The sequence below is a fragment of the Tissierella carlieri genome, assembly GCF_018917285.1.
GTDB lineage: Bacteria > Bacillota > Clostridia > Tissierellales > Tissierellaceae > Tissierella > Tissierella carlieri.
The window spans coordinates 21,140-43,819 of sequence record NZ_JAHLOH010000007.1; the positions used below are offsets into that span (position 1 = coordinate 21,140).

General features: G+C 29.4%; 23 protein-coding genes and 1 other RNA gene. 8 read left to right on the forward strand and 16 right to left on the reverse strand.

Going from position 1 to position 22,680, the window contains the following annotated elements:
* Together KQI38_RS00690 and KQI38_RS00695 are read left to right on the forward strand one after the other, a co-directional pair.
* Entirely contained in the window at nt 1–2,019 is a 2,019-nt protein-coding gene (locus tag KQI38_RS00690) for an ABC transporter ATP-binding protein (protein WP_216554300.1), read from the forward strand.
* 67 nt (nt 2,020–2,086) lie between these two features.
* A complete protein-coding gene (locus tag KQI38_RS00695) occupies nt 2,087–2,887 on the forward strand; it encodes a histidinol-phosphatase HisJ family protein (RefSeq protein ID WP_216554302.1) in 801 nt (266 codons plus the stop codon).
* Between the two features lie 29 nt (nt 2,888–2,916).
* On the opposite strand, the gene ssrS is transcribed toward KQI38_RS00695, so the two are convergent.
* From ssrS to KQI38_RS00710, 3 genes are all read right to left on the reverse strand, one after another.
* A non-coding RNA gene (gene ssrS / locus KQI38_RS00700) (6S RNA) lies at nt 2,917–3,093 on the reverse strand.
* A 64-nt stretch (nt 3,094–3,157) separates the two neighbouring features.
* On the reverse strand, nt 3,158–4,903 hold the full coding sequence (locus KQI38_RS00705; protein WP_216554304.1) for an ATP-dependent metallopeptidase FtsH/Yme1/Tma family protein: 1,746 nt from the start codon (nt 4,901–4,903) through the stop codon (nt 3,158–3,160).
* 165 nt (nt 4,904–5,068) lie between these two features.
* The gene (locus KQI38_RS00710) at nt 5,069–5,353 is read right to left on the reverse strand and encodes a hypothetical protein (protein ID WP_094901682.1); all 285 of its coding nucleotides are present in this window, start codon (nt 5,351–5,353) and stop codon (nt 5,069–5,071) included.
* A 129-nt stretch (nt 5,354–5,482) separates the two neighbouring features.
* Here KQI38_RS00710 and KQI38_RS00715 point away from each other — a divergent pair, with 129 nt between their 5' ends.
* On the forward strand, nt 5,483–6,130 hold the full coding sequence (locus KQI38_RS00715; protein ID WP_216554306.1) for a hypothetical protein: 648 nt from the start codon (nt 5,483–5,485) through the stop codon (nt 6,128–6,130).
* 3 nt (nt 6,131–6,133) lie between these two features.
* Here the strand turns inward: KQI38_RS00715 and KQI38_RS00720 are convergent, their stop codons facing one another.
* Nucleotides 6,134–7,036: an RluA family pseudouridine synthase gene (locus tag KQI38_RS00720; protein ID WP_216554308.1), complete on the reverse strand. Its 903-nt coding sequence runs from the start codon at nt 7,034–7,036 to the stop codon at nt 6,134–6,136.
* A gap of 112 nt (nt 7,037–7,148) precedes the next feature.
* Here KQI38_RS00720 and KQI38_RS00725 point away from each other — a divergent pair, with 112 nt between their 5' ends.
* The gene (locus KQI38_RS00725; RefSeq protein ID WP_338114431.1) at nt 7,149–7,952 is read left to right on the forward strand and encodes an NAD(+)/NADH kinase; all 804 of its coding nucleotides are present in this window, start codon (nt 7,149–7,151) and stop codon (nt 7,950–7,952) included.
* A gap of 44 nt (nt 7,953–7,996) precedes the next feature.
* On the opposite strand, the gene KQI38_RS00730 is transcribed toward KQI38_RS00725, so the two are convergent.
* From KQI38_RS00730 to KQI38_RS00750, 5 genes are read right to left on the reverse strand one after another with little or no spacing between them, the layout of a single operon-like run.
* Nucleotides 7,997–8,185 (reverse strand): hypothetical protein, encoded by a 189-nt coding sequence (locus KQI38_RS00730; protein WP_216554312.1) that lies wholly within the window; start codon nt 8,183–8,185, stop codon nt 7,997–7,999.
* A 26-nt stretch (nt 8,186–8,211) separates the two neighbouring features.
* Nucleotides 8,212–10,014 (reverse strand): oligoendopeptidase F, encoded by a 1,803-nt coding sequence (pepF, locus tag KQI38_RS00735; RefSeq protein ID WP_216554314.1) that lies wholly within the window; start codon nt 10,012–10,014, stop codon nt 8,212–8,214.
* Between the two features lie 14 nt (nt 10,015–10,028).
* On the reverse strand, nt 10,029–11,435 hold the full coding sequence (locus KQI38_RS00740) for a peptidoglycan D,D-transpeptidase FtsI family protein (protein ID WP_216554316.1): 1,407 nt from the start codon (nt 11,433–11,435) through the stop codon (nt 10,029–10,031).
* On the reverse strand, nt 11,419–12,666 hold the full coding sequence (locus KQI38_RS00745) for an FtsW/RodA/SpoVE family cell cycle protein (RefSeq protein ID WP_216554318.1): 1,248 nt from the start codon (nt 12,664–12,666) through the stop codon (nt 11,419–11,421). Before KQI38_RS00745 ends, KQI38_RS00740 begins: the two co-directional genes overlap by 17 nt.
* Nucleotides 12,667–12,678: 12 nt before the next feature.
* Nucleotides 12,679–13,107, reverse strand: coding sequence for an FHA domain-containing protein (locus tag KQI38_RS00750; RefSeq protein ID WP_216554320.1), 429 nt, complete (start codon nt 13,105–13,107; stop codon nt 12,679–12,681).
* A gap of 183 nt (nt 13,108–13,290) precedes the next feature.
* Between KQI38_RS00750 and KQI38_RS00755 the strand changes: the two genes are divergently transcribed.
* The 4 genes from KQI38_RS00755 to KQI38_RS00770 all read left to right on the forward strand — a co-directional run bounded on the left by KQI38_RS00755 (nt 13,291) and on the right by KQI38_RS00770 (nt 15,353).
* Nucleotides 13,291–13,683 (forward strand): PspC domain-containing protein, encoded by a 393-nt coding sequence (locus KQI38_RS00755; RefSeq protein ID WP_216554322.1) that lies wholly within the window; start codon nt 13,291–13,293, stop codon nt 13,681–13,683.
* Nucleotides 13,684–13,878: 195 nt separating this feature from the next.
* A complete protein-coding gene (locus KQI38_RS00760) occupies nt 13,879–14,496 on the forward strand; it encodes a regulatory protein RecX (protein WP_216554324.1) in 618 nt (205 codons plus the stop codon).
* Nucleotides 14,497–14,506: 10 nt separating this feature from the next.
* The gene (locus KQI38_RS00765; protein ID WP_216554326.1) at nt 14,507–14,752 is read left to right on the forward strand and encodes a GIY-YIG nuclease family protein; all 246 of its coding nucleotides are present in this window, start codon (nt 14,507–14,509) and stop codon (nt 14,750–14,752) included.
* 37 nt (nt 14,753–14,789) lie between these two features.
* A complete protein-coding gene (locus KQI38_RS00770) occupies nt 14,790–15,353 on the forward strand; it encodes a glycerol-3-phosphate responsive antiterminator (protein WP_216554328.1) in 564 nt (187 codons plus the stop codon).
* 2 nt (nt 15,354–15,355) lie between these two features.
* On the opposite strand, the gene KQI38_RS00775 is transcribed toward KQI38_RS00770, so the two are convergent.
* From KQI38_RS00775 to KQI38_RS00805, 7 genes are all read right to left on the reverse strand, one after another.
* Complete coding sequence (locus KQI38_RS00775) at nt 15,356–15,652, reverse strand: hypothetical protein (RefSeq protein ID WP_216554330.1); 297 nt, start codon at nt 15,650–15,652, stop codon at nt 15,356–15,358.
* Nucleotides 15,653–15,673: 21 nt separating this feature from the next.
* On the reverse strand, nt 15,674–17,176 hold the full coding sequence (locus tag KQI38_RS00780; RefSeq protein ID WP_216554331.1) for a hypothetical protein: 1,503 nt from the start codon (nt 17,174–17,176) through the stop codon (nt 15,674–15,676).
* Complete coding sequence (locus KQI38_RS00785) at nt 17,176–18,573, reverse strand: sensor histidine kinase (protein ID WP_246565485.1); 1,398 nt, start codon at nt 18,571–18,573, stop codon at nt 17,176–17,178. The genes KQI38_RS00780 and KQI38_RS00785 overlap by 1 nt, the downstream gene beginning before the upstream one ends.
* 44 nt (nt 18,574–18,617) lie before the next feature.
* Complete coding sequence (locus KQI38_RS00790; protein ID WP_216554332.1) at nt 18,618–19,313, reverse strand: response regulator transcription factor; 696 nt, start codon at nt 19,311–19,313, stop codon at nt 18,618–18,620.
* A gap of 20 nt (nt 19,314–19,333) precedes the next feature.
* Nucleotides 19,334–20,278 (reverse strand): polysaccharide deacetylase family protein, encoded by a 945-nt coding sequence (locus KQI38_RS00795; protein ID WP_216554333.1) that lies wholly within the window; start codon nt 20,276–20,278, stop codon nt 19,334–19,336.
* A gap of 182 nt (nt 20,279–20,460) precedes the next feature.
* On the reverse strand, nt 20,461–20,778 hold the full coding sequence (locus KQI38_RS00800; RefSeq protein WP_216554335.1) for a hypothetical protein: 318 nt from the start codon (nt 20,776–20,778) through the stop codon (nt 20,461–20,463).
* Between the two features lie 60 nt (nt 20,779–20,838).
* Nucleotides 20,839–22,569 carry an ABC transporter ATP-binding protein gene (locus KQI38_RS00805; RefSeq protein ID WP_246565487.1) on the reverse strand — a complete coding sequence of 577 codons (1,731 nt, stop codon included), beginning with the start codon at nt 22,567–22,569 and terminating at the stop codon, nt 20,839–20,841.
* Between the last annotated feature and the right edge of the window lie 111 nt (nt 22,570–22,680).

The following is a 22,680-nucleotide window of genomic DNA, read 5'->3' on the forward strand; positions in this document are numbered from 1 at the left end:
TTGAGTAATGAATATAAAGATGATGAAATAATGGGAAAGGCTTACGACTCAAGGTTAATGAAACGACTTTTACAATATGCAAAACCTTATTTTCTATACCTTCTCTTAGCTATTATTATGATGATTGGAATTACAGCTTTAGAGCTTTTAAGACCTTATCTCCTCAAAATTACTATTGATGATTATATTACAGGATATAAAAAACCTATGTATGAAATGGAAATAAATGTTCCCTATAAAGGTATTATTTTCAATAATAAAAAATATGTTAGACTCGATTCCATAGATATAGAAGAAAGAGTTAATTTTACTTCTTATCCTGTTGTTAATATAATACAAGAGAATGGAGATTATTACCTTGGAGATTATAATAGTGAAATAATAGAAGATAGAATTCATTTAGATAATGAATCATATACAGACTTTAGAGAAATAGATATTAAAGGCATAAATAAAATATCAGCCATATTTATAATATCCATAATATTAGCTTTTGCTTTAAATTATCTTCAAGTGCTTATACTTAATTATACTTCACAAAAGATAGTGTTTAATATAAGACAAGAAATATTTTCACATATTCAAAGTCTTTCCATTTCTTATTTTGACAAAAATCCAATCGGAAGACTTGTTACTAGAGTAACAAATGATACAGAAACCTTAAACGAAATGTATACTTCAGTTTTAGTAAATCTCTTTAAAGATATATTTATCCTCATAGGTATTGTTTTTGTTATGATAAAAATGGATTTGACCTTAGCGTTGCTTTCCCTTACTCTGCTGCCTTTGATTCTAATAGCCTCAATAATATTTAGGAAAAAGATTAGAGTAATTTACAGATTAGGTCGAGCACAGCTAGCTAAAATCAATTCTACTTTGAATGAAAATATAACTGGAATGAGAATCATACAAATATTTAAGAGAGAGGATAAAATCTCTACTCAATTTGATGAGATTAATACTGATTATCTGAAAACAGCAAAGAAAGAAATCACATTGTTTGCTATTTTTAGACCGTCTATTGAAGTAATCCGTTCATTAGGTATAGCTACTATTATATATTATGGAGGGGGGCAAGTTGTTTCAAACGCTTTAGAGTTTGGAGTATTATATGCTTTTATAGATTATCTACAAAGATTTTTTGAGCCAATACTTGATTTAACCGAAAAATATAATATACTTCAGTCTGCTATGGCCTCAAGTGAAAGGATTTTCACTATACTTGACGATAATACTATAATTGAAAACCCCATTAATCCATTTATCCCTGATAATATTAAAGGTAAGATTGAATTTAAAAATGTGTGGTTTGCATACGAAGGTGAAAATTGGGTTTTGAAGGATGTTAGCTTTATAATAAATCCTGGAGATACTGTGGCTTTTGTAGGAGCTACTGGAGCAGGAAAATCATCTATTATCAATCTTATAACTAGATTTTATGATATACAAAAAGGTGAGATATTAATAGATGATACTAATATTAAAGAATATGATAAATTTCAGCTTCGCAAAAATATAGGCGTAGTACTACAAGATGTATTTCTTTTCACTGGAACAATAGAAGATAATATTAGACTAAATAATTCTGAAATCTCTGATGATAGGATAATTGAAGTTTCAAAATATGTAAATGCAGACTATTTTATAAATAAATTACCACTTAAGTATAAAGAACCTGTAATGGAGAGAGGTTCAACTTTATCTTCTGGTGAAAGACAGCTTCTTGCTTTTGCAAGAACTTTAGCTTATAATCCAAGTATATTGATATTAGATGAAGCAACTTCTAGTATAGATACAGAAACAGAACTGCTAATTCAAGATGCCTTAGAAAAATTAATCAAAGGTAGAACTAGCATTGCTGTTGCCCATAGGTTATCAACTATACAACATGCAGATAAGATCATAGTTCTTAGCAAAGGTGTTATTAAAGAAGTTGGGACGCATCAAGAACTATTAGCTAAGGAAGGAATGTATTATGATTTATATAAGCTTCAATATAAAGAGGACTTCAGTCAATGACTCTTTACTATTTAGTAGTTTTTTAGTAGAATATTTTAGACAATAAATGTTTAGGAGTGTTAAACAAATGTATGATTTTCATCTTCATAGTGAATATTCCATTGATTCAAAAACATCCATGGAAGATATGGTAGTAACAGCAATTGATAAAAATATGAAAAGTATTTGTTTTACCGATCATGTTGATTTTGATTCTACTGCACAAAGAATTGATTTTGTTTTTAGAACTTCTGATTATTTTAAAAACATTAGACAAGTAAAATATAAGTATATGAAGGATATTGAAATACTTGCAGGAGTAGAAATTGGAATTCAACCTCACTTACTTGAAAGATACAATAAATTTATTGAATCTAATGATTTTGATTTCGTGTTAATGTCAATTCATTCAGTAAATAAATTAGATATTTATTCTGATAATTTTACTAAAGGTGTTAAACCTATAACCGCTTTGGAAGAATACTATAAGGATATGTATTATTGCATAAAAAACTTTAACAATTTTGATGTCTTGGGACATCTAGATTATATAGACAGATATTTTGAAGATTATTCTTCTATCCCAAAATATGACGATTATTACTATCCTATAGAATGTATCTTGAAACTTCTAATAGAAAATGGTAAAGGTATTGAAATAAATACTGCAGGAGTAAGATATGGATTAGGTTATTTCCATCCTAAGATTCAGATATTGAAATTATACAAAGAATTAGGTGGTGAAATAATAACCATAGGATCAGATTCTCATACCCCTGAAAATATAGGATATGAATATAGAACTGTAGAAAAAATGCTTAAAGAAATAGGTTTTAAATATATTCATATATTTAAAGAGAGAAAAAAATACCCTATAAATATTATCTAAAAATCCTCTTAAAGCTAGCTTTAAGAGGATTTTCGCCCACAATGCCGTCAACTCAGCTAATTCACACCCGCCTTAATAAAGGGGGGTTTCCTGTTAATATCTTCTAACGTCCTCTCTAAGAAGGCTTGTTATCCAATATTAAACGCAGACTCCCGTGTCTGTTATGTCGGTTGAATTATCAGAGATAACGCACACCGCAGAAAATTCTTATAATATTATTATACATCTTTTATTACGTTTTTTCAAGCAAACTAAAGATTTTATTCTTTTCTATGCTCTAATTAGTATTTTGTTAATTTCATCTTCAGATAATACTTCTTTTTCTATAAGATTTTCTGCTAAGGATTGTAAGCTATTCATATTACTATTTAATATATTAATAGTATCTAAATAAAGCTTCTCTAGTATCTCCTTAGCCCTATTTAATAACCTTCCATCATCCAAATTTCTACTGGATAAAACGTTATAGTTTAATAATCCAACTATTTCATCCATTCCGAATACTCCAATCATGGATAAAGTCATATTAGTAGCTTTCTCCAAATCTGAAGACGCCCCAGTTGTTATTTCTTCTTTTCCAAATATTATTTCTTCTGCCGCCCTTCCTCCAAGGGCAATCATAATATTGGATAATATATCTTTCTTTGTTTGATACATCTTATCTGGAGGAATATTTAAGCTAAATCCTCCCATACCCTTTGTGCTAGGTATTATACTCACTTTAGTAACCCTATTATCTTTAGCTATTAATTTCGCCACTAGAGCATGTCCTGCCTCATGGTAAGCTGTGATTTCCTTATCCTTAATATCTATAGAGGATCTATCTTTTTTCTCTTCCCCAACTAACACTGAATAATATGCTTTATTTATATGATCCATAGTAATTTCTTTTGATTTTTCTTTTACGGCAATAATAGCAGATTCATTCATTAAATTTTCAAGTTTGGCACCACTAAAATAGATAGTTTCTAATGCAACTTTTTTTAAATCTACTTTTTTAGAGACAGGTTTGTTTTTACTGTGTAGCTTAAGTATTTCATATCTTCCATTTACATCAGGGAGAGAAACCTCAACTTGTCTATCAAATCTTCCAGGTCTAAGTAATGCTTCATCTAGTATATCTATTCTATTGGTAGCTGCCACTACAATAATTCCCTCATTTTCCTTGAAACCTGACATCTCCGTCAAGAGTGCATTTAATGTTCTATCCCCTTCTTCACTACCAGAAGGATGGTCTCCAGACTTTCTCTTTTTTCCAAGAGAATCTATTTCATCAATAAATATAACAGATTTTCCTGCTTCTTTAGCCTTTTTAAATAACTCTCTTATACGGCTAGCTCCAAGTCCTGCATATACTTGTACAAAGTCTGAACCTGATACAGCATAAAATGGAACTCCCGCTTCACCAGCCATAGCTTTTGCTAAAAGTGTCTTTCCTGTACCAGGAGCCCCATATAAAAGAACACCTCTAGGTAATCTTGCACCAAACTTATTATATATCTCTGGATTTTTGATAAAATCAACCATATCCATTAAAGATTCTTTAGCTTCTTCGTTGCCTGCTACATCATCAAATGTAATTCTCCTAGATGAATAATCTGTAGTTACCTTCGACATATTAGACATTTCTTTTTCCGCTTGCTTAGACATATTTCTATTTAAGTAGAATATCGTAAAGCCCATTACTGAAACTAACAAAAGCATAGGTATAGCTTGATTCAAATTCCCATCCTTTTCTACTACCTTAACATCATATAGTAATAATTCTTCTTTAAATTTTTCAGTTCTTGGATTATCAGTAATTGCAACTTTTCCATTTTTAAGTTTTATCTCAATCTTCCCATTATTCGATAATTTAACTTCCTCTACTAGACCTTTTTGTACATGAGTTAAAAATAAAGTATAAGGCATTTCCTCCACTTTATTTTTATTTTTTATATATAATAATCCAGTAGATAATATAACAATAGAAATAACTATAGATATGATGATTTTCATTTTTTTATTTATCTCCATAACACCACTCCTTCGGTTTACATAATATCTATTAAATTATAACACCATCTTAGCCATATGTCTATTTCCTTGATTTGTTAATTTTGATACGAGGGATTAAAGTAGAATTTTCCTATTCGTTATAAAATAAGGGACCTTCCCATATATGGAGGCCCCTTATTTCTCTTACTTATTTTTATCTAACATTTCTAATATTTTATCTAATTTGGTATTTTGTTCCTCGCTCAACATAGGTCTGATGCTTTCCAACTTTTCCAATATTGTAGCAAATTGTTCTTCACTCATTTGATCTTCCATCTCAGATTTTACTCTAATAATCTCTACAAATATATCCTCATCTGATTTATCCATATACTTATCTGCAAGATTTCCAATCATTGAAAGTTCTGCATCACTAGGATTATACTCCCCAATATTGTCAATCATCTTCTTGATTTTCTTATCTTTCATTTTTATACCTCCCTTTCTTATATCATAATTTATGAAAGATAAAATAAATATATTACTAAATCATAGTGCAACTATTAATTTGCTTTTGCATATAATGAATATTATACCTAGAGTCAGGGGGGGCTAATTTTGGATAATAAGTTATTAATATTTATATTTCTTTTAATAATTGGAAAGAATCAAGGCAATGAATTCGCTAGTCTGCAAACCTTAGGAAATTTTATAAACAACATTGAAATTGACCCTAAGTATACATTAGAAAAGATTAAGATAGTAAAAAAGGTGGGAGCATACTTTCCTGAGCATTACATACCTTTGATAAATAAATCAATACTATTTACCGAACGCCTTATAAAGATAAATGAATTAGTTGATTTTATGCAAAATGATGAGTATCAGTATATTAAAGAACCAATATCTGTCGATAATACTAAAGATAGGTTAAATAAAATTATGCATACTATACAGAAAGAAGTTCCAAGACCAGAAGTGACTAACCTTGGAACTATGATGGATTTAATACTAAACATGGATAAGTATAAAAAAATGTTTTCAATGCTATCATCTCTTATGGGTAATCAAGATAATTCAAAAGATCCTACTCAGTTAATGAGTATGCTTGCACCTATGCTGGGTAACGATAGTCAAAAAAATAATGATAAACTTAAAGAAATGGGTAAAATGATGGAAATAATGAAAGTCTTAAACTCACCAAAGCAAGAAAATAGCAAAGAAGATAATAAAATAGAAATAGTAGAAAAGCCACCTAAAGAATAAGTGTTACTTATTCTTTAGGTGGTTAATTAGTCTTTTCATATCCTCAGGTAGAGAGGCGATAAATTCTATATTTTTTTTTGTTCTAGGATGTTTTATTTTTAAATAATATGAATGCAAAGCTTGCCTATCTATATAAGGGCTTTCTTCATTATATAGAACATCTCCTATTATTGGATGGCCGATATGATTTAAATGAACTCTAATCTGATGAGATCTCCCTGTAAATATCTGTACATCAAGTAAGGATGCATCTTTATATTTTTCAATTACAGTATATTTAGTTAAAGCCTTTTGCCCATTTTCTGTCACTACTTTTTTAACACTTTTGTCTTCCTCTCTTCCAATAGGTAAATCTATATAATCTTCATTTTTTTCTACAATACCAGATACTATTGCCTGATACTTTTTTTCCACTTCATTTGATTCAAACTGCAAAGCCATTTGCTGATGGGCAAAAGGATTCTTTGCTACAATTAAAATTCCAGTAGTATTCATATCTAGTCTATTTACAAATCTTATCTTTTTCTTTATACCTTTTTCTTTAAAATAATATGATATTCCATTGGATAAAGTATTTTCTTGATGAGATTTTGTTGGATGTACCACTATATTTGGTTGTTTATTTAAAATCAGAAGATCAAAATCCTCATAAATAATATCTATCTCCATTTTTTCTGGTGTTGTGTTCTCATCTTCATTCTCCATGTATATAGATACTAAATCTCCTCTTTCAAGAATTAATCCTTTTCTTTTAAATTTACCATTTACATATATTTGTTTCCCTTTGTATAACTTTCTAAATAATCGTCCTGAAATATCATTACTAGAAAGGAATTCTTCTAAATCCAGTCCATCTTTACCAGCCTTAAAAACAACAATATTTTCATTTTCTTCAAATAAATTCATAATTTCCTCCAAATTTTCTTATCTTTATTATATAATATTGGTAAACTAATTATATCAAATTTTATTTAATTTTAAAGATAAAAACCGTTTAGGGGGTCAATTTGTGAATACCATAGATAATAGAATAATTAATATTATTTCAAATTATAATTTTGAATCAAAGAAAACATCCCAGCTTTTATCAGAAAAGCTTAGATATAAAGGTTTCCATATACCAGAGAATTATAGCGACAATGCGGAGCTTAATATATGCGTCGGTGGTGATGGTGCATTTCTAAGAGCAGTACATCGCAATAAATTCCCTAGTATTCCTTTTGTAGGAATAAATACTGGTCATTTAGGTTTTTTTCAAGAAATATTACCTGAAAATATTGATGAGTTTATTGATAAATATATAAACAAGGATTATATCGTCGAAGAAATCTCATTAGTAAATGCAAAAATATGTACTAAAAACAAATGCTTTTTTCTCACTGGTGTAAATGAAATAGTTATTAAAGGAATTAAATCCAAGGTAGTTCATCTAGAAATATTTATAGATGGTAATCATTTAGAGAAATTTAGTGGCGATGGAGTCATTATATCAACACCTGTAGGTAGTACTGCCTACAATTTTTCCAGTGGTGGAAGTATAATATATCCATCCCTAAAAACACTGCAACTTACTCCTCTATCACCTATTAGTTCTAAGGCTTATAGGTCTCTGCCAAATAGTGCAGTGGTGCCGGGAGATATAATTATATCTATTAAACCAGAACTTAGATATGAAAATTCAATTTTAGTCATTAATGATGGAGTTGAGTTTAAATACAATAACATCACTAGTATCGATTTGAAGATCTCTGATAAAACTATTAAAAAATTGAACTTCGATAAGAATATGTACTGGGATAATCTAAAGAGCAAGTTTTTATAGAAAACTCCCCCATTATAGTAATTACTATAATGGGGGAGTTTTAATTAATCTTTATTCTCTAAATTCTCAATTATTCTATCCATGCCTTCCCTTATTTTCCTAATATCCCTTATAGCAGAAAGAACTTTAACGAACATATATACACCTAAAGCCATAATAACTATTAGTGATAATAAACTGATATAGCTCATCAGTAATGAACTAAGATTAGGTAAAGCTCTTACCTCTACCATTATATTCCCCCCGTAAAAAACTTAAATTATATCAATTTATCCATCTCATCTACTAACCTACTAAATAACTTCATTGCATTATTTACTGGTTCTTCTGTAGTCATATCTACTCCTGCAGCTTTTAGTACATTTAATGGATAATCTGAGCTTCCACTCTTTAAGAAGTTTATATATCTATCTACTGCTGGTTTTCCTTCTTCTAATATCTTTTCAGATAATGCAACTGCTGCTGAATAACCTGTTGCATATTGGAATACATAGTAGTTATAGTAAAAATGAGGTATTCTTGCCCATTCCATTGCAATTTCGTCATCTACCACTACATCTGGTCCGTAATATAATTCATTTATTTTCTTATAAGTCTCACATAGATAATCAGCAGTCAATGCTCCGCCATCTTCAAGATATTCATTTATTGTTTTCTCAAATTCTGCAAACATAGTTTGCCTAAATACTGTAGTTCTAAAGCTTTCCAAATAATGATTTAATAAATATAATTTTTCATTTTTATCTTTAACATTTTTTAACATGTAATCCATAAGTAAAGCTTCATTTGCAGTGGACGCAACTTCAGCTACAAATATGGAGTAATCTCCATAAATATAAGGTTGTGTCTTTCTTGTGAAATAGCTATGAATGGAATGTCCTAATTCATGAGCCACTGTAAATACATTGTCCAATGTATCATGGTAATTTAATAAGATAAATGGTTTAGAATCATAGGAACCACCTGAATATGCACCAGATCTTTTCCCTCTATTTTCATATACATCTATCCACCTTGAACTGAATCCTTCTTCTACCGCTTCCATATATTCTTCGCCTAGAGGAACTAAGGCTTTTTTTACTAATTCTACACCTTCCTCATATGGTATTTTTAAATCTACATCCTTGACTATTGGAGTATATAAGTCATACATATGAAGTTCTTCCACTCCTAAAGCTCTTTTTCTAATTGCCATATACTTATACATACTGTCTAAATTATTATGAATGGACTTAATTAAATTATCATAAACCGATAAAGATACATTGTTTTGATCTAAGGATGCTTCCCTACTTGATTTATAATTTCTTACAGTAGCATTAAATATATTCTTTTTCAAATCTCCATTTAGCGAAGCAGCAAAGGTATTCTTAAATCCTTTATAAGTAGTATACAGGGCTTCAAATGCTCTCTTCCTCACATCCCTATCTTTTGATTCCATAAGCGGAATAAAATTACCATGAGTTACCTCTACATCTTTACCCTCTTCATCTTTTATTGTAGGAAATTTAATGTCTGCATTATTTAACATGGAGAATATTTTCTGAGGTGAATTAGCCACCTCTCCCATTTGAGCTAATATAGATTCTTCTCTAGCAGAAAGCACATGTTCTTTTTGCCTCATAATATCGTCAATATGCTTTTTATATAACTTTAATTCAGGTTTTTCTTCATAATATTTTTCTAATGTAGCTAAATGTAATGTTAATATTTCTGGTACTACATAGGAAGTCTTTTCTCCCACTTCTACGTATAACCCTAATCCTTTATCAGATAAGGCCTGAGAGTTTCCTTCTCTAGTATCTTCATCTAATTTCATATGCGCATAGGAATATAGATGTTCTGTTATTCTATATAAATCCCCCATATCATTTAACACATTATAAAGATTTTCACTACTTGAAACTACTTTTTCCTTATAGGATTCAAAGTTTTTAGCCATTTCTTTGGCATTATTATATGATTTTTCCCATTCGCTAAAATCAGCAAACATGGACTCTATATCCCACTTTTTTTCCTTTGGAATATCTTTTCTCTCAAGTATTTCATTTTTGCTTGTCATCTTATTACCTCCCCTTATTCATTGATATTATTTATTACATGTAACATAATATCCCTCGCTATAGGTGCTGCAGATTTACCTCCAGTTGATCCTTCTTCTTCCAATATCACCGCAACTGCAACCTTTGGATCATCTGCTGGTGCAAAGCCAACAAACCATGCATGAGATTTACCTGAAGAATTTTCAGCTGTTCCTGTCTTCCCTGCCACCTTTACATTTTTTATTCTTGCATTTGTTCCTGTTCCAGATTTTATTACCTCTACCATCATATCCTTAACTTCATTGGCTATAATAGAATCTGTTCCTTGAGATAAAATTTCAGTTGTATTTTTTCTTAATATCTTATCATTTTTAGATATAATCTCTTTAACAAGAATAGGTTTAACTACCTGACCTCCATTTGCTATACCAGAAGCTATTAACGCCATATTCAGTGGTGTAACTAATAATTTGCCTTGACCTATAGCTGCGGCCGCAATATCTGTTTTACCTAAATTTTCTTTGAAAGGGAATTGAGAGTTTTTGATAGGTAAATCAAATGGAATGTCATTATTTATCATAAATTTCTCTGCCACATTTCCTATTTTATCTTTCCCTATTTCGATTGCCTTTTCAGTAAAATATGTGTTACACGATTTAACTAAAGCCTGTTTTAAATCAATATTGCCATGCGCCTTTCCTTGATAGTCTTTAAATACATATCCATTAATATTAGTACTACCTGTACACTCATAAGATTTATCTAGATTCACCGTATTTAAGGCAGCAATAGTAGTTATAATCTTAAATGTAGATCCAGGGGCATATAATCCCTGAGTAGCTCTATTTATAAGTGGGCTGTCTGGATTTTCTGTTATTTCCTTCCAGTCCTCTTTTAAATTTGATACATCAAAATCTGGGAGACTAACCATTGCATATACTTCTCCTGTAGTGGGGTTCATAGCAACAATTGACCCCTTCTTTCCCTTTAACAATGATCTAGCCTTAGTCTGTAGATCATGATCTATAGTTAATTTAATTGAATTTCCTTCAGTTGTTGGTGCAACAATATTTTTTATTTCATTTATAGCAGCATTTTCATTTATATTTAATAAGGTGTTATTATATTGAAGCTCTAAACCTGCCTTTCCATATTCTCTATAACTATAACCTATTATATGACTATATAATCTCCCATATAAATAGTATCTATTATATACATCACCTTTTTTCTCACTATATGCTAATGTTTTTCCGTTTCGATCTAGTATTGATCCCCTTAATATTGATTCTTCGTTAATCCATAGTCTTTTGTTATAACTATTATTCTTTATTGCTTCCGCTCTAAAGACTTGAAAATAACTAATATATACTATTAAAGATATAAACATTAAGCAGAGTCCTACTAAGACAAAAATTACTCTTTTATTCTCCTTGTTCATCCTTGTCCTCCTTAATCTCTATTTCTTCAGAACATATTTGCAGTATTCCTAAAGCAATAAAACTTGATAATATAGAACTACCTCCATAGCTAACAAATGGTAAAGTTAATCCTGTTAAAGGTATCATCTTAAGTACGCCGCCTAAGATAATAAATGACTGAATTCCAAATAAAATACTGATGCCTAAAGCTAAGATTTTATAAAATGGACTCTCTTGAGATATTCCAATTTTAAACCCTCTATATACTAAAATCATAAATAGCATTATTATACCTATGCCAGTAAAAATTCCCATTTCCTCACAAATAGCTGAAAAAATAAAATCTGTATATACTACTGGAATAAACTCTGGATGACCTAAACCTAATCCCTTACCAAAGAAGCCACCTTCAGCAATAGCAAATAAGGACTGCGTTATTTGATAACCTTGCCTCTCTATATATTTCCAAGGATTCAACCAGGCTTGAAACCTAATTTTAACATGGTCAAATAATGTATATCCTAATATACCTCCTATAGTAAAAAGACCAATATTATAAAAGATTAGCTTTCTGTCCTCCTCATAGATAAATTGTATTGCAATAAATATTGCATAAAAAACTAGGGCTGTGCCTAAATCTCTTTGCAAAAATAATAATATAATAAATGAATATACAACTCCCATTAAATAATAAGACGAGTATTTCTTTTCTTTCCATTTTGAAATATTAGAGTAATAAGCTGCTAATATAAAAATAAGCAAGAGTTTTGTAATTTCGGCTGGTTGAAAAGCAACGTTTCCTAAGCTCACCCAATTTATAGCACCTTTTTTTCTACTTCCAAATATAAATGTTATCAAAAAAAGAACATAGGATCCTGCTGTATAAAGATATATCCAATTTTTCCATCCTCTAATATACTTCATTATAAAATAGGTTATAAAAAACACGAATATACCAGTTGATAACCATATTAATTGTTTAATACCTAATCCCTCGTCAATTCTATATATCATTATAATTCCTATGGATATTAACATAGTAACAATTAAGAATATATAGTTATCGCCAGTAGAAACCTTAGATAATATATAATTTGATAAATATATTATTAATGTCAATCCTATACCTGTCCCTAATGTTAATCTATCAATTTTTTCTCCTTGATAGACTAATAATAAAGATAAAGCTAGAATTTCAAAAATAAATAATAAATTTCTTGGGGATTTCCCCCTAATTACTTTTTTAAACATAATATTCTCCTATCATCTATTCACAAATAGAAATTCTATCTGTCCGATTCTAATAATATCTCCGTCATTTAGTCTTACTACATCAAAAATCTTATCTCCATTTAAATAAGTACCATTAGCACTATTTAAATCTTCTAGATAATAATCTCCTTCATCTTCTATTATTTGAAAATGTCTCTTTGAAACAAAGGGATCTTTTACTACAATATTATTATCCCCGTGCCTACCTAAAGAAATAGAATCATCAATAGAGTAGTATTCTTTTATCTTAAATGGTAAAGAATCTTTTCTATTAATTAGTTTTAGATATACTTTCTCATCAGAAGATATTCCTTCCATGCCTCTTATATCTAAATAAATGAGTCTAATAATACTAAAGATGAATAAATATATAATTACAATAAATATATATTTAAATAATATTGCTAATATATTGTACATAAACTATTCCTCCAAAATTCTCTCTATTAAACTATGTTATCACAAACTTTGTCCATTGTGAATTATTTTAAACCTATACTTTCTAAATATATTGCTAATATTATTAATAATTTTAGCAACTACTATTTAAACAATAGTGAAAATCTGATAAGATATTATAAAAGCAAAAATGGGGGTGTTAATTTGAACAAATTAAAACGTTCTAAAAGTAACAGGGTTTTTTCTGGTGTTTGTGGTGGTTTAGGAGAATATTTTAATATTGATCCTACTATAGTACGTATTGTCTGGGTATTACTTGGATTACCATCTTTTGGCACTACATTTGTAGTTTATCTAATATGTAGCTTTGTTATACCTGAAGATGATGGAATTATTCATAGTGATGATTATAATGAAAAACTTCGCAATAATACTCCTCTTTTAATAGGAGGTGGATTAATAATATGGGGTAGTTTCTTGTTAGCTAAGATACTATTTCCTTGGTTTACCATAAGGCTCGCAAGTTTATGGAGGTTTTGGCCAGTTCTATTAATATTATTGGGTATATATATCTTGATTAATCAAAGAGATAAATAAAAAAGGCTTATATCGAAAAACCAATAAATTAAGCAAGCCTGTTTTGAAGCCCGTAGAAAAGTTAAAATTTGAAAAGGATTTGTAGAAACTTTCCTATGGGTCATAAAAAGTCTTGGTATACCAAGACTTTTTACTAATACTTATATTTATGGCATATAATGTGAGAATATTATTATTTTAGCAAAAGGAGCAATTATGAAAATTACTAGTATTGAACCACAAAAAAATAAAAATAGAGTTAATATTTACGTAGATGATGTTTTCTCCATAGGAATAGCAGAAGAATTAAGATTCAAACATAAATTAGAAGTTGGCATGGAAGTAGATGATGATTTCATTAAAGACGTTCTTCAATCTGAAGAACAGAATAAAGTTATAAATTATGCACTCAATTTACTATCATATAGACAACGATCAGAAAAAGAAATGTATAATGCCCTTAAGCGTAAAAATTTTGAGGATTATTATATCAAAAATGCAATGAATTATTGTAGAGAAAATCGTTATTTAGATGATAAAACCTTCACCGAATCATTCATTAGAGATAAAATAAATTTAAGTAAATTTGGCCCTGAAAGAATAAGGTATGAACTAATCTTGAAGGGAATACCAAAAAATATCATTGATGATCTTCTTATTCTTGACTATGATGAACAATATGAATCAGCAATGAATTTAGCATTGAAAAAACTATCTTCTTATAAAAAAGATGATCGTAATAGCATTTATAGAAAACTCAGTGGTTTCCTACAGAGAAAAGGGTATTCCTATGATATTATATCTAAAGTTATGAAAGAAATTTTGAAGGATTAGGTGATTTAATTTGTGCTACGTGTATATCTTACGATGTAAAGACAATACTCTTTATACAGGCTGGACTATAGACTTAGATAAAAGAATATATATGCATAATTTAGGTAAAGCTTCTAAGTACACTAGGACAAGATTGCCAGTTGAACTAGTATATTTCGAAAAGTTTGATAATAAAATAGAAGCACAAAGAAGAGAATATGCTATCAAGCAGCTTTCAAAATCCCAGAAATTAAAGCTTATTAGCAATCATAATTAATTATATAGTTGAATCATAAGATTTTAGAGGTGATATAATGATTCATTTTTTTGATAGAGTATCAAAGAATCCTATAATTGCAGCAGTACAAAGTTTAGATAAATTAGATGATGCCTTAGATTCTCCCTGCGAAATAATATTTCTTCTATCAGGAAATATATTTAACTTAAAAGAAATATCTTATAGAATAAGTTCAAAAAATAAGGGTTTATATATACATATAGACTCTATAGATGGTTTTTCCAAAGATACTTGGGGTTTAGAATATATAATTAAAAATATATCTCCTGACGGAATAATAACAGAAAAAAACAATTTAGTGAAATTAAGTAAGGATATGGGTGTATTCACTATACAAAGATTATTTATACCTAACTCTTATTCTCTAGAAAATTCCATATCCTCCATAAAAAAAATACGACCAAATGCTATTGAAATACTTCCTGGAATAATGCCAAAAATAATAAAAAAAATTATTAAAGAAACAAAAATATCCGTAATCGCCAGTGGTTTAATTACGGATAAATATGATTTAGATTCTAGTCTAGATGCTGGAGCCATAGCTGTATCTGCATCTTGTAAAGATGTTTGGTATATATAAATTTATTCTCTGCCCTTTTTAAATATCCCAATAATAAGCCCTGTGGATAATCCAATAAATCCAGCAATCATTGTAGTTACAACGACCAATAATCTATTAACATCCTCCAATGTTGGAGAATCTGCACCTACATAAAATAGATTATATATTCCTATTAAAATCAGGATGAATCCTGGAATATATTTTATAGTCCTATTTTTTTTAGAAATAAGATAGGTTATAAAAGTAATAACTATTGCTCCTAATGCAAACGCTCCTAATATTTTTGCGAATTCTAAATGAACGATTAATTCTTCCATGATCCATACCCCATCTCTATATTAGTATTTTACCGTCTCAGCTTCATTCTTTAAAAACTCCTCTTCCCATAACATAGTATATCTACCTGTAGCCCATTCTGCCATTACAATGGTTTCTGAGTTATCTATTTTAATCCTTCCTAATTCCTTTTGAGATATTTCATGATTATTAATTGAATATATTAATAAATTATTTCTTGTTACAATAATAATTATATCTTCATTGGGTGAGGTATAAGCATCTATAGCTTCAGGTACTTTAGATTTTATAACATTCCATGGTATGGCTAACTCATCGTAATTTACTAATTCCTTAGGTGGAATTGTCTTTATATTATAATCCTTATAAAATTCTTCACCTTCACTCTGATAATTTATTCGGCCCTTCATAATCCAATATCCATTTCTTCTCGCTAATCCAAAACTCTCTTCATTTAAAAGTATATTGGAATTAGTTTTAACTATACTTTGAGCACCTTCTTTAAAAACCCTTAGCCCTTCCTCACCAATTATATCTGAAACTTTAATCCCTTTTTCATCATTTAAATAATCAATTGGGTAAACCTGTAAAGTTCTTTTGTCATTTGATAAATCAATTAATTCTGTAGAAATATAATCATTACCAATATATAAAATATTTTTAAGTATAGATGGATACAACCCTTTTGCCTTAGGATTTAAGGAAGCAGTTATAAGAAGTGAAGCCGAATCATCAAGAAATCCCTCTTTAATTTTTCCTTTTTGCGTTGCTCTAATCTTATCATTTACAGAATTATCTATATCCTCTCTTTTTACCTCTACAAACCAAAAACCTTTTTTTCTAGGCACTAATAAATTATTCATTTCATATGCAGAAGCTATACTACGATTATTGGTTCTGATCCAAATGGTCTTATATTTCCATCCATCAGTTTGATTCACTTCATCATAGGAATAAGACTTTATCCCTAGAAGAATTCCAGAACGTAATATATCTACTTCTTCTGCATTGGAAATTCTCATAATACTTTTCTCAATATTTATATATCTATCAATTTCTTCTTTACTTATTTGATCAACACTTTTCTTTAAAAAGTAAAATCTATCTTCAACGAAGGTAATCATTTCATTATCACTATATCTAATAAACTCATAATACTGATTATTACCTAATATAGTTATTATCTCAGCTTCCTCTTCAGAGAGATTTAATTCTTCAGGAGACACTTTATATTTATACAATAGGTAATCAGCAAGTTTCACATTCTTCAGCTTATAGGTAGGTTCTTCTACATAATCTTCACCTATTACTGTGGCAGATTTATGAAACAAGGCTTCCTTATTAATTAAAGACTCTGACTCTCCTATACTTCCTTTTTTATAAGGGCTATCAATAGCTTTCTCTATAATCCATTTACCCTGTATAGGAGGTAGATTATTTTCTGGAGCCTTTATTCTATCCTTTGTTTCGAATTTATTAACACTACAGGAAGTCGAAAAAGTGAATAATATTATAATAGATATAATTAAATATACTTTTCTCATTAGCTAACCTCCCTTAATGGCAATCTTACTATTACTCTAGTTCCTTCGTTTATGCTAGATGATATTTCCATGGTGCCATTATGAAGCTTAACAATTTCATCACAAATGGATAATCCGATGCCACTATGAGATTTACTGTTTTTCCCTTTGTAAAACTTTTCCTTCACCTTTGGCAAATCTTCTTCAGATATACCAACTCCATTATCTTTTACTTCTAATACCAAAATATCATTTTCTTTATATGCATTCAAAATAACCTTTCCATCTTCAGATGTAAATTTAAAAGCATTATCTAATAGATTGATGAGCACCTGCTTTATTCTATTTTCATCTCCAAGCATATACCCAAGATTTTGATCTATATTTATAATAAATTCAATCCTATTATTTACTGCTCTAGGTGTTAGTTGTTTTCCTATCATTTCAATTGTATCTTTTATCTGAAACTCATCATTTTCCAGCTTTATCCTTCCAGAAACAAATCTAGAAAAATCTAAAAGTTCTTCTACCATAGTACTTAGTCTATCACTTTCTTTTTCAATGATTTCAAGTCCATCTAACATAATTTCATTTCCACCAAAATCTTCACATTTTAATGTAGCTGCCCACCCCTTTATAGATGTAAGTGGAGTACGAAGCTCATGTGATACTGAAGATATAAAATCATTCTTGATCTGTTCTTTCTTAACCAGTTCTTCTGCCATATAGTTTAGTGTATCTGATAGCCTACCAATTTCATCTTCCAATTCAATATTACTTCTCACTTTTAATTGTCCATCAGCCATTTTTTCTGCAACTCTCGTTACCTCCTGAAGTGGCCGTATTATAGAATTAGCAAGAAAAACACTTACCATACCAGAAATAAAAACGACTATAACACCCATACCTAGCAACAAAAAAGAAATAAATCTTATTACTCCATTAGTTTCCTTAAGAGAAGTAATAAATCTGATAATTCCTATGACTCTATCTTGATCTTTTATTGCTGCTGAAACAGACATTACTGGACTATTATAATAGTTTACATTTCCTACCCAAACTCCTTTTTCTCCATTTATTGCCTTTTTTATATCTGGATATAAGTTTGAATTATCATTTGTAACCCCTAAAGAATCCATTATGAGTTTTCCATCAGAGTTAAGTATCTGAACCTGTGCTGTTGTATGTTGCCAGAATACATCTATATCGTCTATGACTATATCTTCTAATCTATCTAAAGAAAAATATCGTAAATAATAGTCTATAGAAAACTCTATCTGATTGCTAAGTATATCCTCAATATTTTTATAATAATAGTCTTTCATACCATTTATTAATACAACCTCTAAAATAACCACGGTTATAATAATAATCAGCATGAAACTTTTAACTAATCTAGTCTTTATACTTTTTCTCATTAATCATTCCTCTAATCTTAACCTAATGTTAATTTGCCAAAATTCTAGCTTCTAATCTTCCATCTATATCCTATTCCCCAAACAGTTTCAATAAAATTGGGATTACTAGAATCATCTTCTATCTTAGATCTAAGTCTTCTAATATTTACGTCTACAATTTTAGAATCACCTACAAAATCATAACCCCATACCAAGTTTAATATTTCATCCCTTTTGAAAGCTTTTCCCGAATTTTCTACAAAAAGTTTGGCTATAGCATATTCAGTAGGAGTAAGCTCTATTTCACAATTTTCTTTATAAAACTTACGGGAGTAGGTATCTATTTTAAAAGGTTCAGAAACCAATATAGTGTCTTCATTTATATTTTCTGACGATTCTATTCTTCTCGTTAAAGATTTTACTCTTAAAATTAACTCTGTAGGATTAAAAGGCTTGGTCATATAATCATCAGTTCCATACTCCAACCCCATAATCTTATCTACATCCTGAGATTTAGCAGTTAACATTATTATACCTAAGTTTGGTAACTCTTCTCGTAGAACTTTGCATACTTCAAAACCATCAATTCCTGGTAACATAAGATCTAAAATAACTATATCCACTTTTTCATTTCTTGCAATCTCTATTCCCTCTTCTCCACTTCCTGCTTCCAGTACCTTGAAACCATTCCTTTCAAGGTTTATTTTTACAAACTTCCTTATAGATGATTCATCTTCTACTACAAGAATTGATTTACTCATTAAAAATCACATCCTTAATTTTAATCTTGATCCAGTACTCTAAATTCATATCCTTCTTCTATAAGATAATCAATTATTTCAGGTAAAGCCTCAACGGTTGTTTTTTTGGAATCAGAATCATGCATTAATACAATGATTTCTTTTTTCCCCTTTGCTGTAGCCTTCAATCTATTTATTAATTTATTTTTTGGTAAATCTATTCCTTCTGCATCGCCATTTAATGCATTCCAATTATAATTTTTATATCCTTTATCCGTAGCCGCTTTTAAAAATTTTTGCTTATGTTTTTCAAAGGACCCTCCTGGCAATCTTAACAATTTTGTTTCAAAGTCCTCTCCCAAAACTTCTTTCAATACTTTATCTGTAGAATTAATCTCACCTAAGAAGTTATCAATATTTTTATATATATAACTATATTTATGGCTATAAGAATGATGTCCAATAGAATGACCTTCTTCGTAAACCCTCTTTAGAACATCTTGATTCATATTAGCCATTTTTCCTAAAATAAAAAATGTAGCTTTGATATCATAATCAGCCAATATATCTAAAATTGCAGGTGTAATTTGCTTTGATGGTCCATCATCAAAAGTTAAATAAGCAATCTTCCCCTTTTTTGCTTCTTCATTTGCTATTTTTTGTTCCTCCGCTTTGGTTTTTTCTTCTTTAATTCTCTTTTCTTCTGCTATTCTTTTTTCTTCTGCAATTCTCTTTTCTTCTGCTATTCTTTCTGCCTCTGCTCTTAATCTTTCTTCCTCAATTTGTCTAATTTCTCCATCCAAAACTATACTAACGGGATTATTTGAGCCCATTATATTTAAAGTATCTGCCACACTAACAGCTGCAACTGCATTAGTTGAATTGCAAAAAATCTTTACTGATATACTGCCAATTAAAAAAAATATAATAGCAAGCAAAAAAATATACCTTTTCTTTATAATAAAGGATTTTTTATGTTTTTTCATTTATGTCCCCCCTATATCCTTTTCTGTCTTATGTTTAATTCTAGCATATTATAAATATTAATTCTATTGGTTACAAACAAATTAATAAATAGTTACAAAGATTTTACATTATCTATTCTTATGTATATATATTTCCAGAAAATCAATATTCAAACTAAAATAGGCTGTTTTCAGCCTATTTATTATAGTGGAAAAAAGCTTCTGTTTCTCCTGAATAATTCAGAGATTAGTAAAATTGTTATTAAATCCCTAGTAATTCTGCTTCTTCCAAAAAATGGTCTTTGTTCTGCCCTAACCCTTCCTCTGTACTTTCTTTCATATGGATCTTCATGTATTTCTGGATATTCATGTACCATTTTTATATATATATCATCCACCATCTTTTCCATTTGTTCTCTTGTAATCTTTTCCATAGAGCAATTATCATCTAAATGCTCATTCACTGCTGCTATAACCTTAGGATAGATTCTGTAATATAGTTCTGGATAATCATAATGCATAAAAACACCTCCCCTTTATATTCCTCTAATATAATATGATAAGGGAGGTGCTTTTGATACTTATTCTTGCATTAAATCCTTAAATTGAGATTTATATAGCTTAGCATATAAACCATCTTTTCCTATTAAATTTTCATGACTTCCTTGCTCTGCGATTCCATCTGCAGTTAACACTAGAATTTCATCTGCATTTTTTATTGTTGACAATCTATGTGCAATTACTAATGTAGTTCTTCCCTTAGACAAATCCTCTAAAGATTTTTGGATCATTATCTCAGTTTCATTATCTAGCGCAGATGTGGCTTCGTCTAATACCAATATAGGAGGATTCTTTAAAAATAATCTTGCAATTGAAATCCTTTGTTTTTGACCTCCAGATAACTTAACTCCCTTTTCGCCTATAAAGGTATCATATCCTTCTGGTAAAGATATGATGAAATCGTGTATACTTGCTTTCTTAGCAGCTTCTATAACATCTTCATCGTTGGCTTCAGGATCACCATATATTATATTATCACGAATTGTGCCTGTGAATAAAAACACATCTTGTTGAACAAGTCCTATTTTTTTTCTCAAATCTTTAATTTTTATATCTCTAATATCTATATTATCTAATAAAATTTCTCCCTCTTCTATTTCATAGAATCGTGGAATAAGATGGCATAAAGTAGTCTTGCCTGCACCTGATGGTCCAACCAAAGCTACAGTTTTTCCTGCATCAATAGACAAATTCATATTAGAAAGAACTGTATTCTTACCATTATTATAACTAAAAGATACATTATTAAATTCTATATCTCCTTTAACGTCTTTTAGTTCCATTGCATTTTCTCTATCGATAATATCTGGCTCTATATCCATGATCTCAATGAATCTCTCAAATCCTGTCATACCATCTTGAAGTTGTTGTGAGAATTCAGATAACCTCCTAATTGGCTGCATAAAGAAATTGACGTAGAGTGTAAAGGAAAAAAGATCTCCTATATTAATTATATCTTTATATACAAAGTATCCTCCAAGACTTATCACTAACAGATTAAGAATACTTGACATTATTCCTATTCCTGATGCAAACTCAGCCATAACTTTATATGATTCTTTTCTAGCATTACTAAAACTAAGATTCCCTTCATTAAATTTTTCAATCTCATAATCTTCATTAGTAAATGACTTTGCAACTCTAACCCCTGAAATACTATTTTCAAGTTGAGAATTTACATTTGCAATTTTCTTTCTTACCTCTCTAAAAGAATTTGACATTCTATTTCTTTTAGATATAACAAACCATATTATAATAGGTATAGCAGAAAATAATACTAAAGTAAGTTTCCATTCGATTCTAATCAGTACAATGAATGAACCTAACAACATTACCAAAGATATAAATAAATCTTCTGGACCATGATGAGCAAGTTCTGTTATATCTCTTAAATCATTGACTATTCTAGACATTATATGACCTGTCTTATTATTATCATAGTAACTGAAAGGTAACGACTGCAGATGGGTAAATATATCCCTTCTCATATCATGTTCTATTCTAACTCCGAGTAAATGTCCCCAATAAGAAACTATATAGTTACTTATATATCTAAGGACAAATAAAATAGTCATTATAATCGTCCATCTTACAAGAAGATCCATTCTACCCTCTGGTATAATTTCATTTATCATCTTTCTAGTGAAGACTGGAAAAACAAGATCAGATATAGATATAAGCAATGCAAAAAACATATCTATAAAAAATAATCTTTTATGTGGCTTGTAATAAGATATAAATCTTCTAAGCAAATAATCACTCCCCCTTAACCTTTATAGTATAATATTTCGAGTCACGAATATTATATAATAGTTTTGCTTTTTTTTCAATTGTATTATATTATATATTAATTAACAACTACA

Excerpts from the sequence above, each read along its gene's own strand:
- KQI38_RS00785 (WP_246565485.1), bottom strand. The coding sequence starts at position 18,573 with ATGAGAAAAAGTATAAAGACTAGATTAGTTAAAAGTTTCATGCTGATT.
- KQI38_RS00740 (WP_216554316.1), bottom strand. The coding sequence starts at position 11,435 with ATGAACAAGGAGAATAAAAGAGTAATTTTTGTCTTAGTAGGACTCTGC.
- pepF (WP_216554314.1), bottom strand. The coding sequence starts at position 10,014 with ATGACAAGCAAAAATGAAATACTTGAGAGAAAAGATATTCCAAAGGAA.
- KQI38_RS00775 (WP_216554330.1), bottom strand. The coding sequence starts at position 15,652 with ATGGAAGAATTAATCGTTCATTTAGAATTCGCAAAAATATTAGGAGCG.
- KQI38_RS00790 (WP_216554332.1), bottom strand. The coding sequence starts at position 19,313 with ATGAGTAAATCAATTCTTGTAGTAGAAGATGAATCATCTATAAGGAAG.
- KQI38_RS00705 (WP_216554304.1), bottom strand. The coding sequence starts at position 4,903 with ATGGAGATAAATAAAAAAATGAAAATCATCATATCTATAGTTATTTCT.
- KQI38_RS00745 (WP_216554318.1), bottom strand. The coding sequence starts at position 12,666 with ATGTTTAAAAAAGTAATTAGGGGGAAATCCCCAAGAAATTTATTATTT.
- KQI38_RS00760 (WP_216554324.1), top strand. The coding sequence starts at position 13,879 with ATGAAAATTACTAGTATTGAACCACAAAAAAATAAAAATAGAGTTAAT.
- KQI38_RS00710 (WP_094901682.1), bottom strand. The coding sequence starts at position 5,353 with ATGAAAGATAAGAAAATCAAGAAGATGATTGACAATATTGGGGAGTAT.
- KQI38_RS00720 (WP_216554308.1), bottom strand. The coding sequence starts at position 7,036 with ATGAATTTATTTGAAGAAAATGAAAATATTGTTGTTTTTAAGGCTGGT.
- KQI38_RS00730 (WP_216554312.1), bottom strand. The coding sequence starts at position 8,185 with ATGGTAGAGGTAAGAGCTTTACCTAATCTTAGTTCATTACTGATGAGC.
- KQI38_RS00695 (WP_216554302.1), top strand. The coding sequence starts at position 2,087 with ATGTATGATTTTCATCTTCATAGTGAATATTCCATTGATTCAAAAACA.
- KQI38_RS00770 (WP_216554328.1), top strand. The coding sequence starts at position 14,790 with ATGATTCATTTTTTTGATAGAGTATCAAAGAATCCTATAATTGCAGCA.
- KQI38_RS00750 (WP_216554320.1), bottom strand. The coding sequence starts at position 13,107 with ATGTACAATATATTAGCAATATTATTTAAATATATATTTATTGTAATT.
- KQI38_RS00780 (WP_216554331.1), bottom strand. The coding sequence starts at position 17,176 with ATGAGAAAAGTATATTTAATTATATCTATTATAATATTATTCACTTTT.
- KQI38_RS00800 (WP_216554335.1), bottom strand. The coding sequence starts at position 20,778 with ATGCATTATGATTATCCAGAACTATATTACAGAATCTATCCTAAGGTT.
- KQI38_RS00795 (WP_216554333.1), bottom strand. The coding sequence starts at position 20,278 with ATGAAAAAACATAAAAAATCCTTTATTATAAAGAAAAGGTATATTTTT.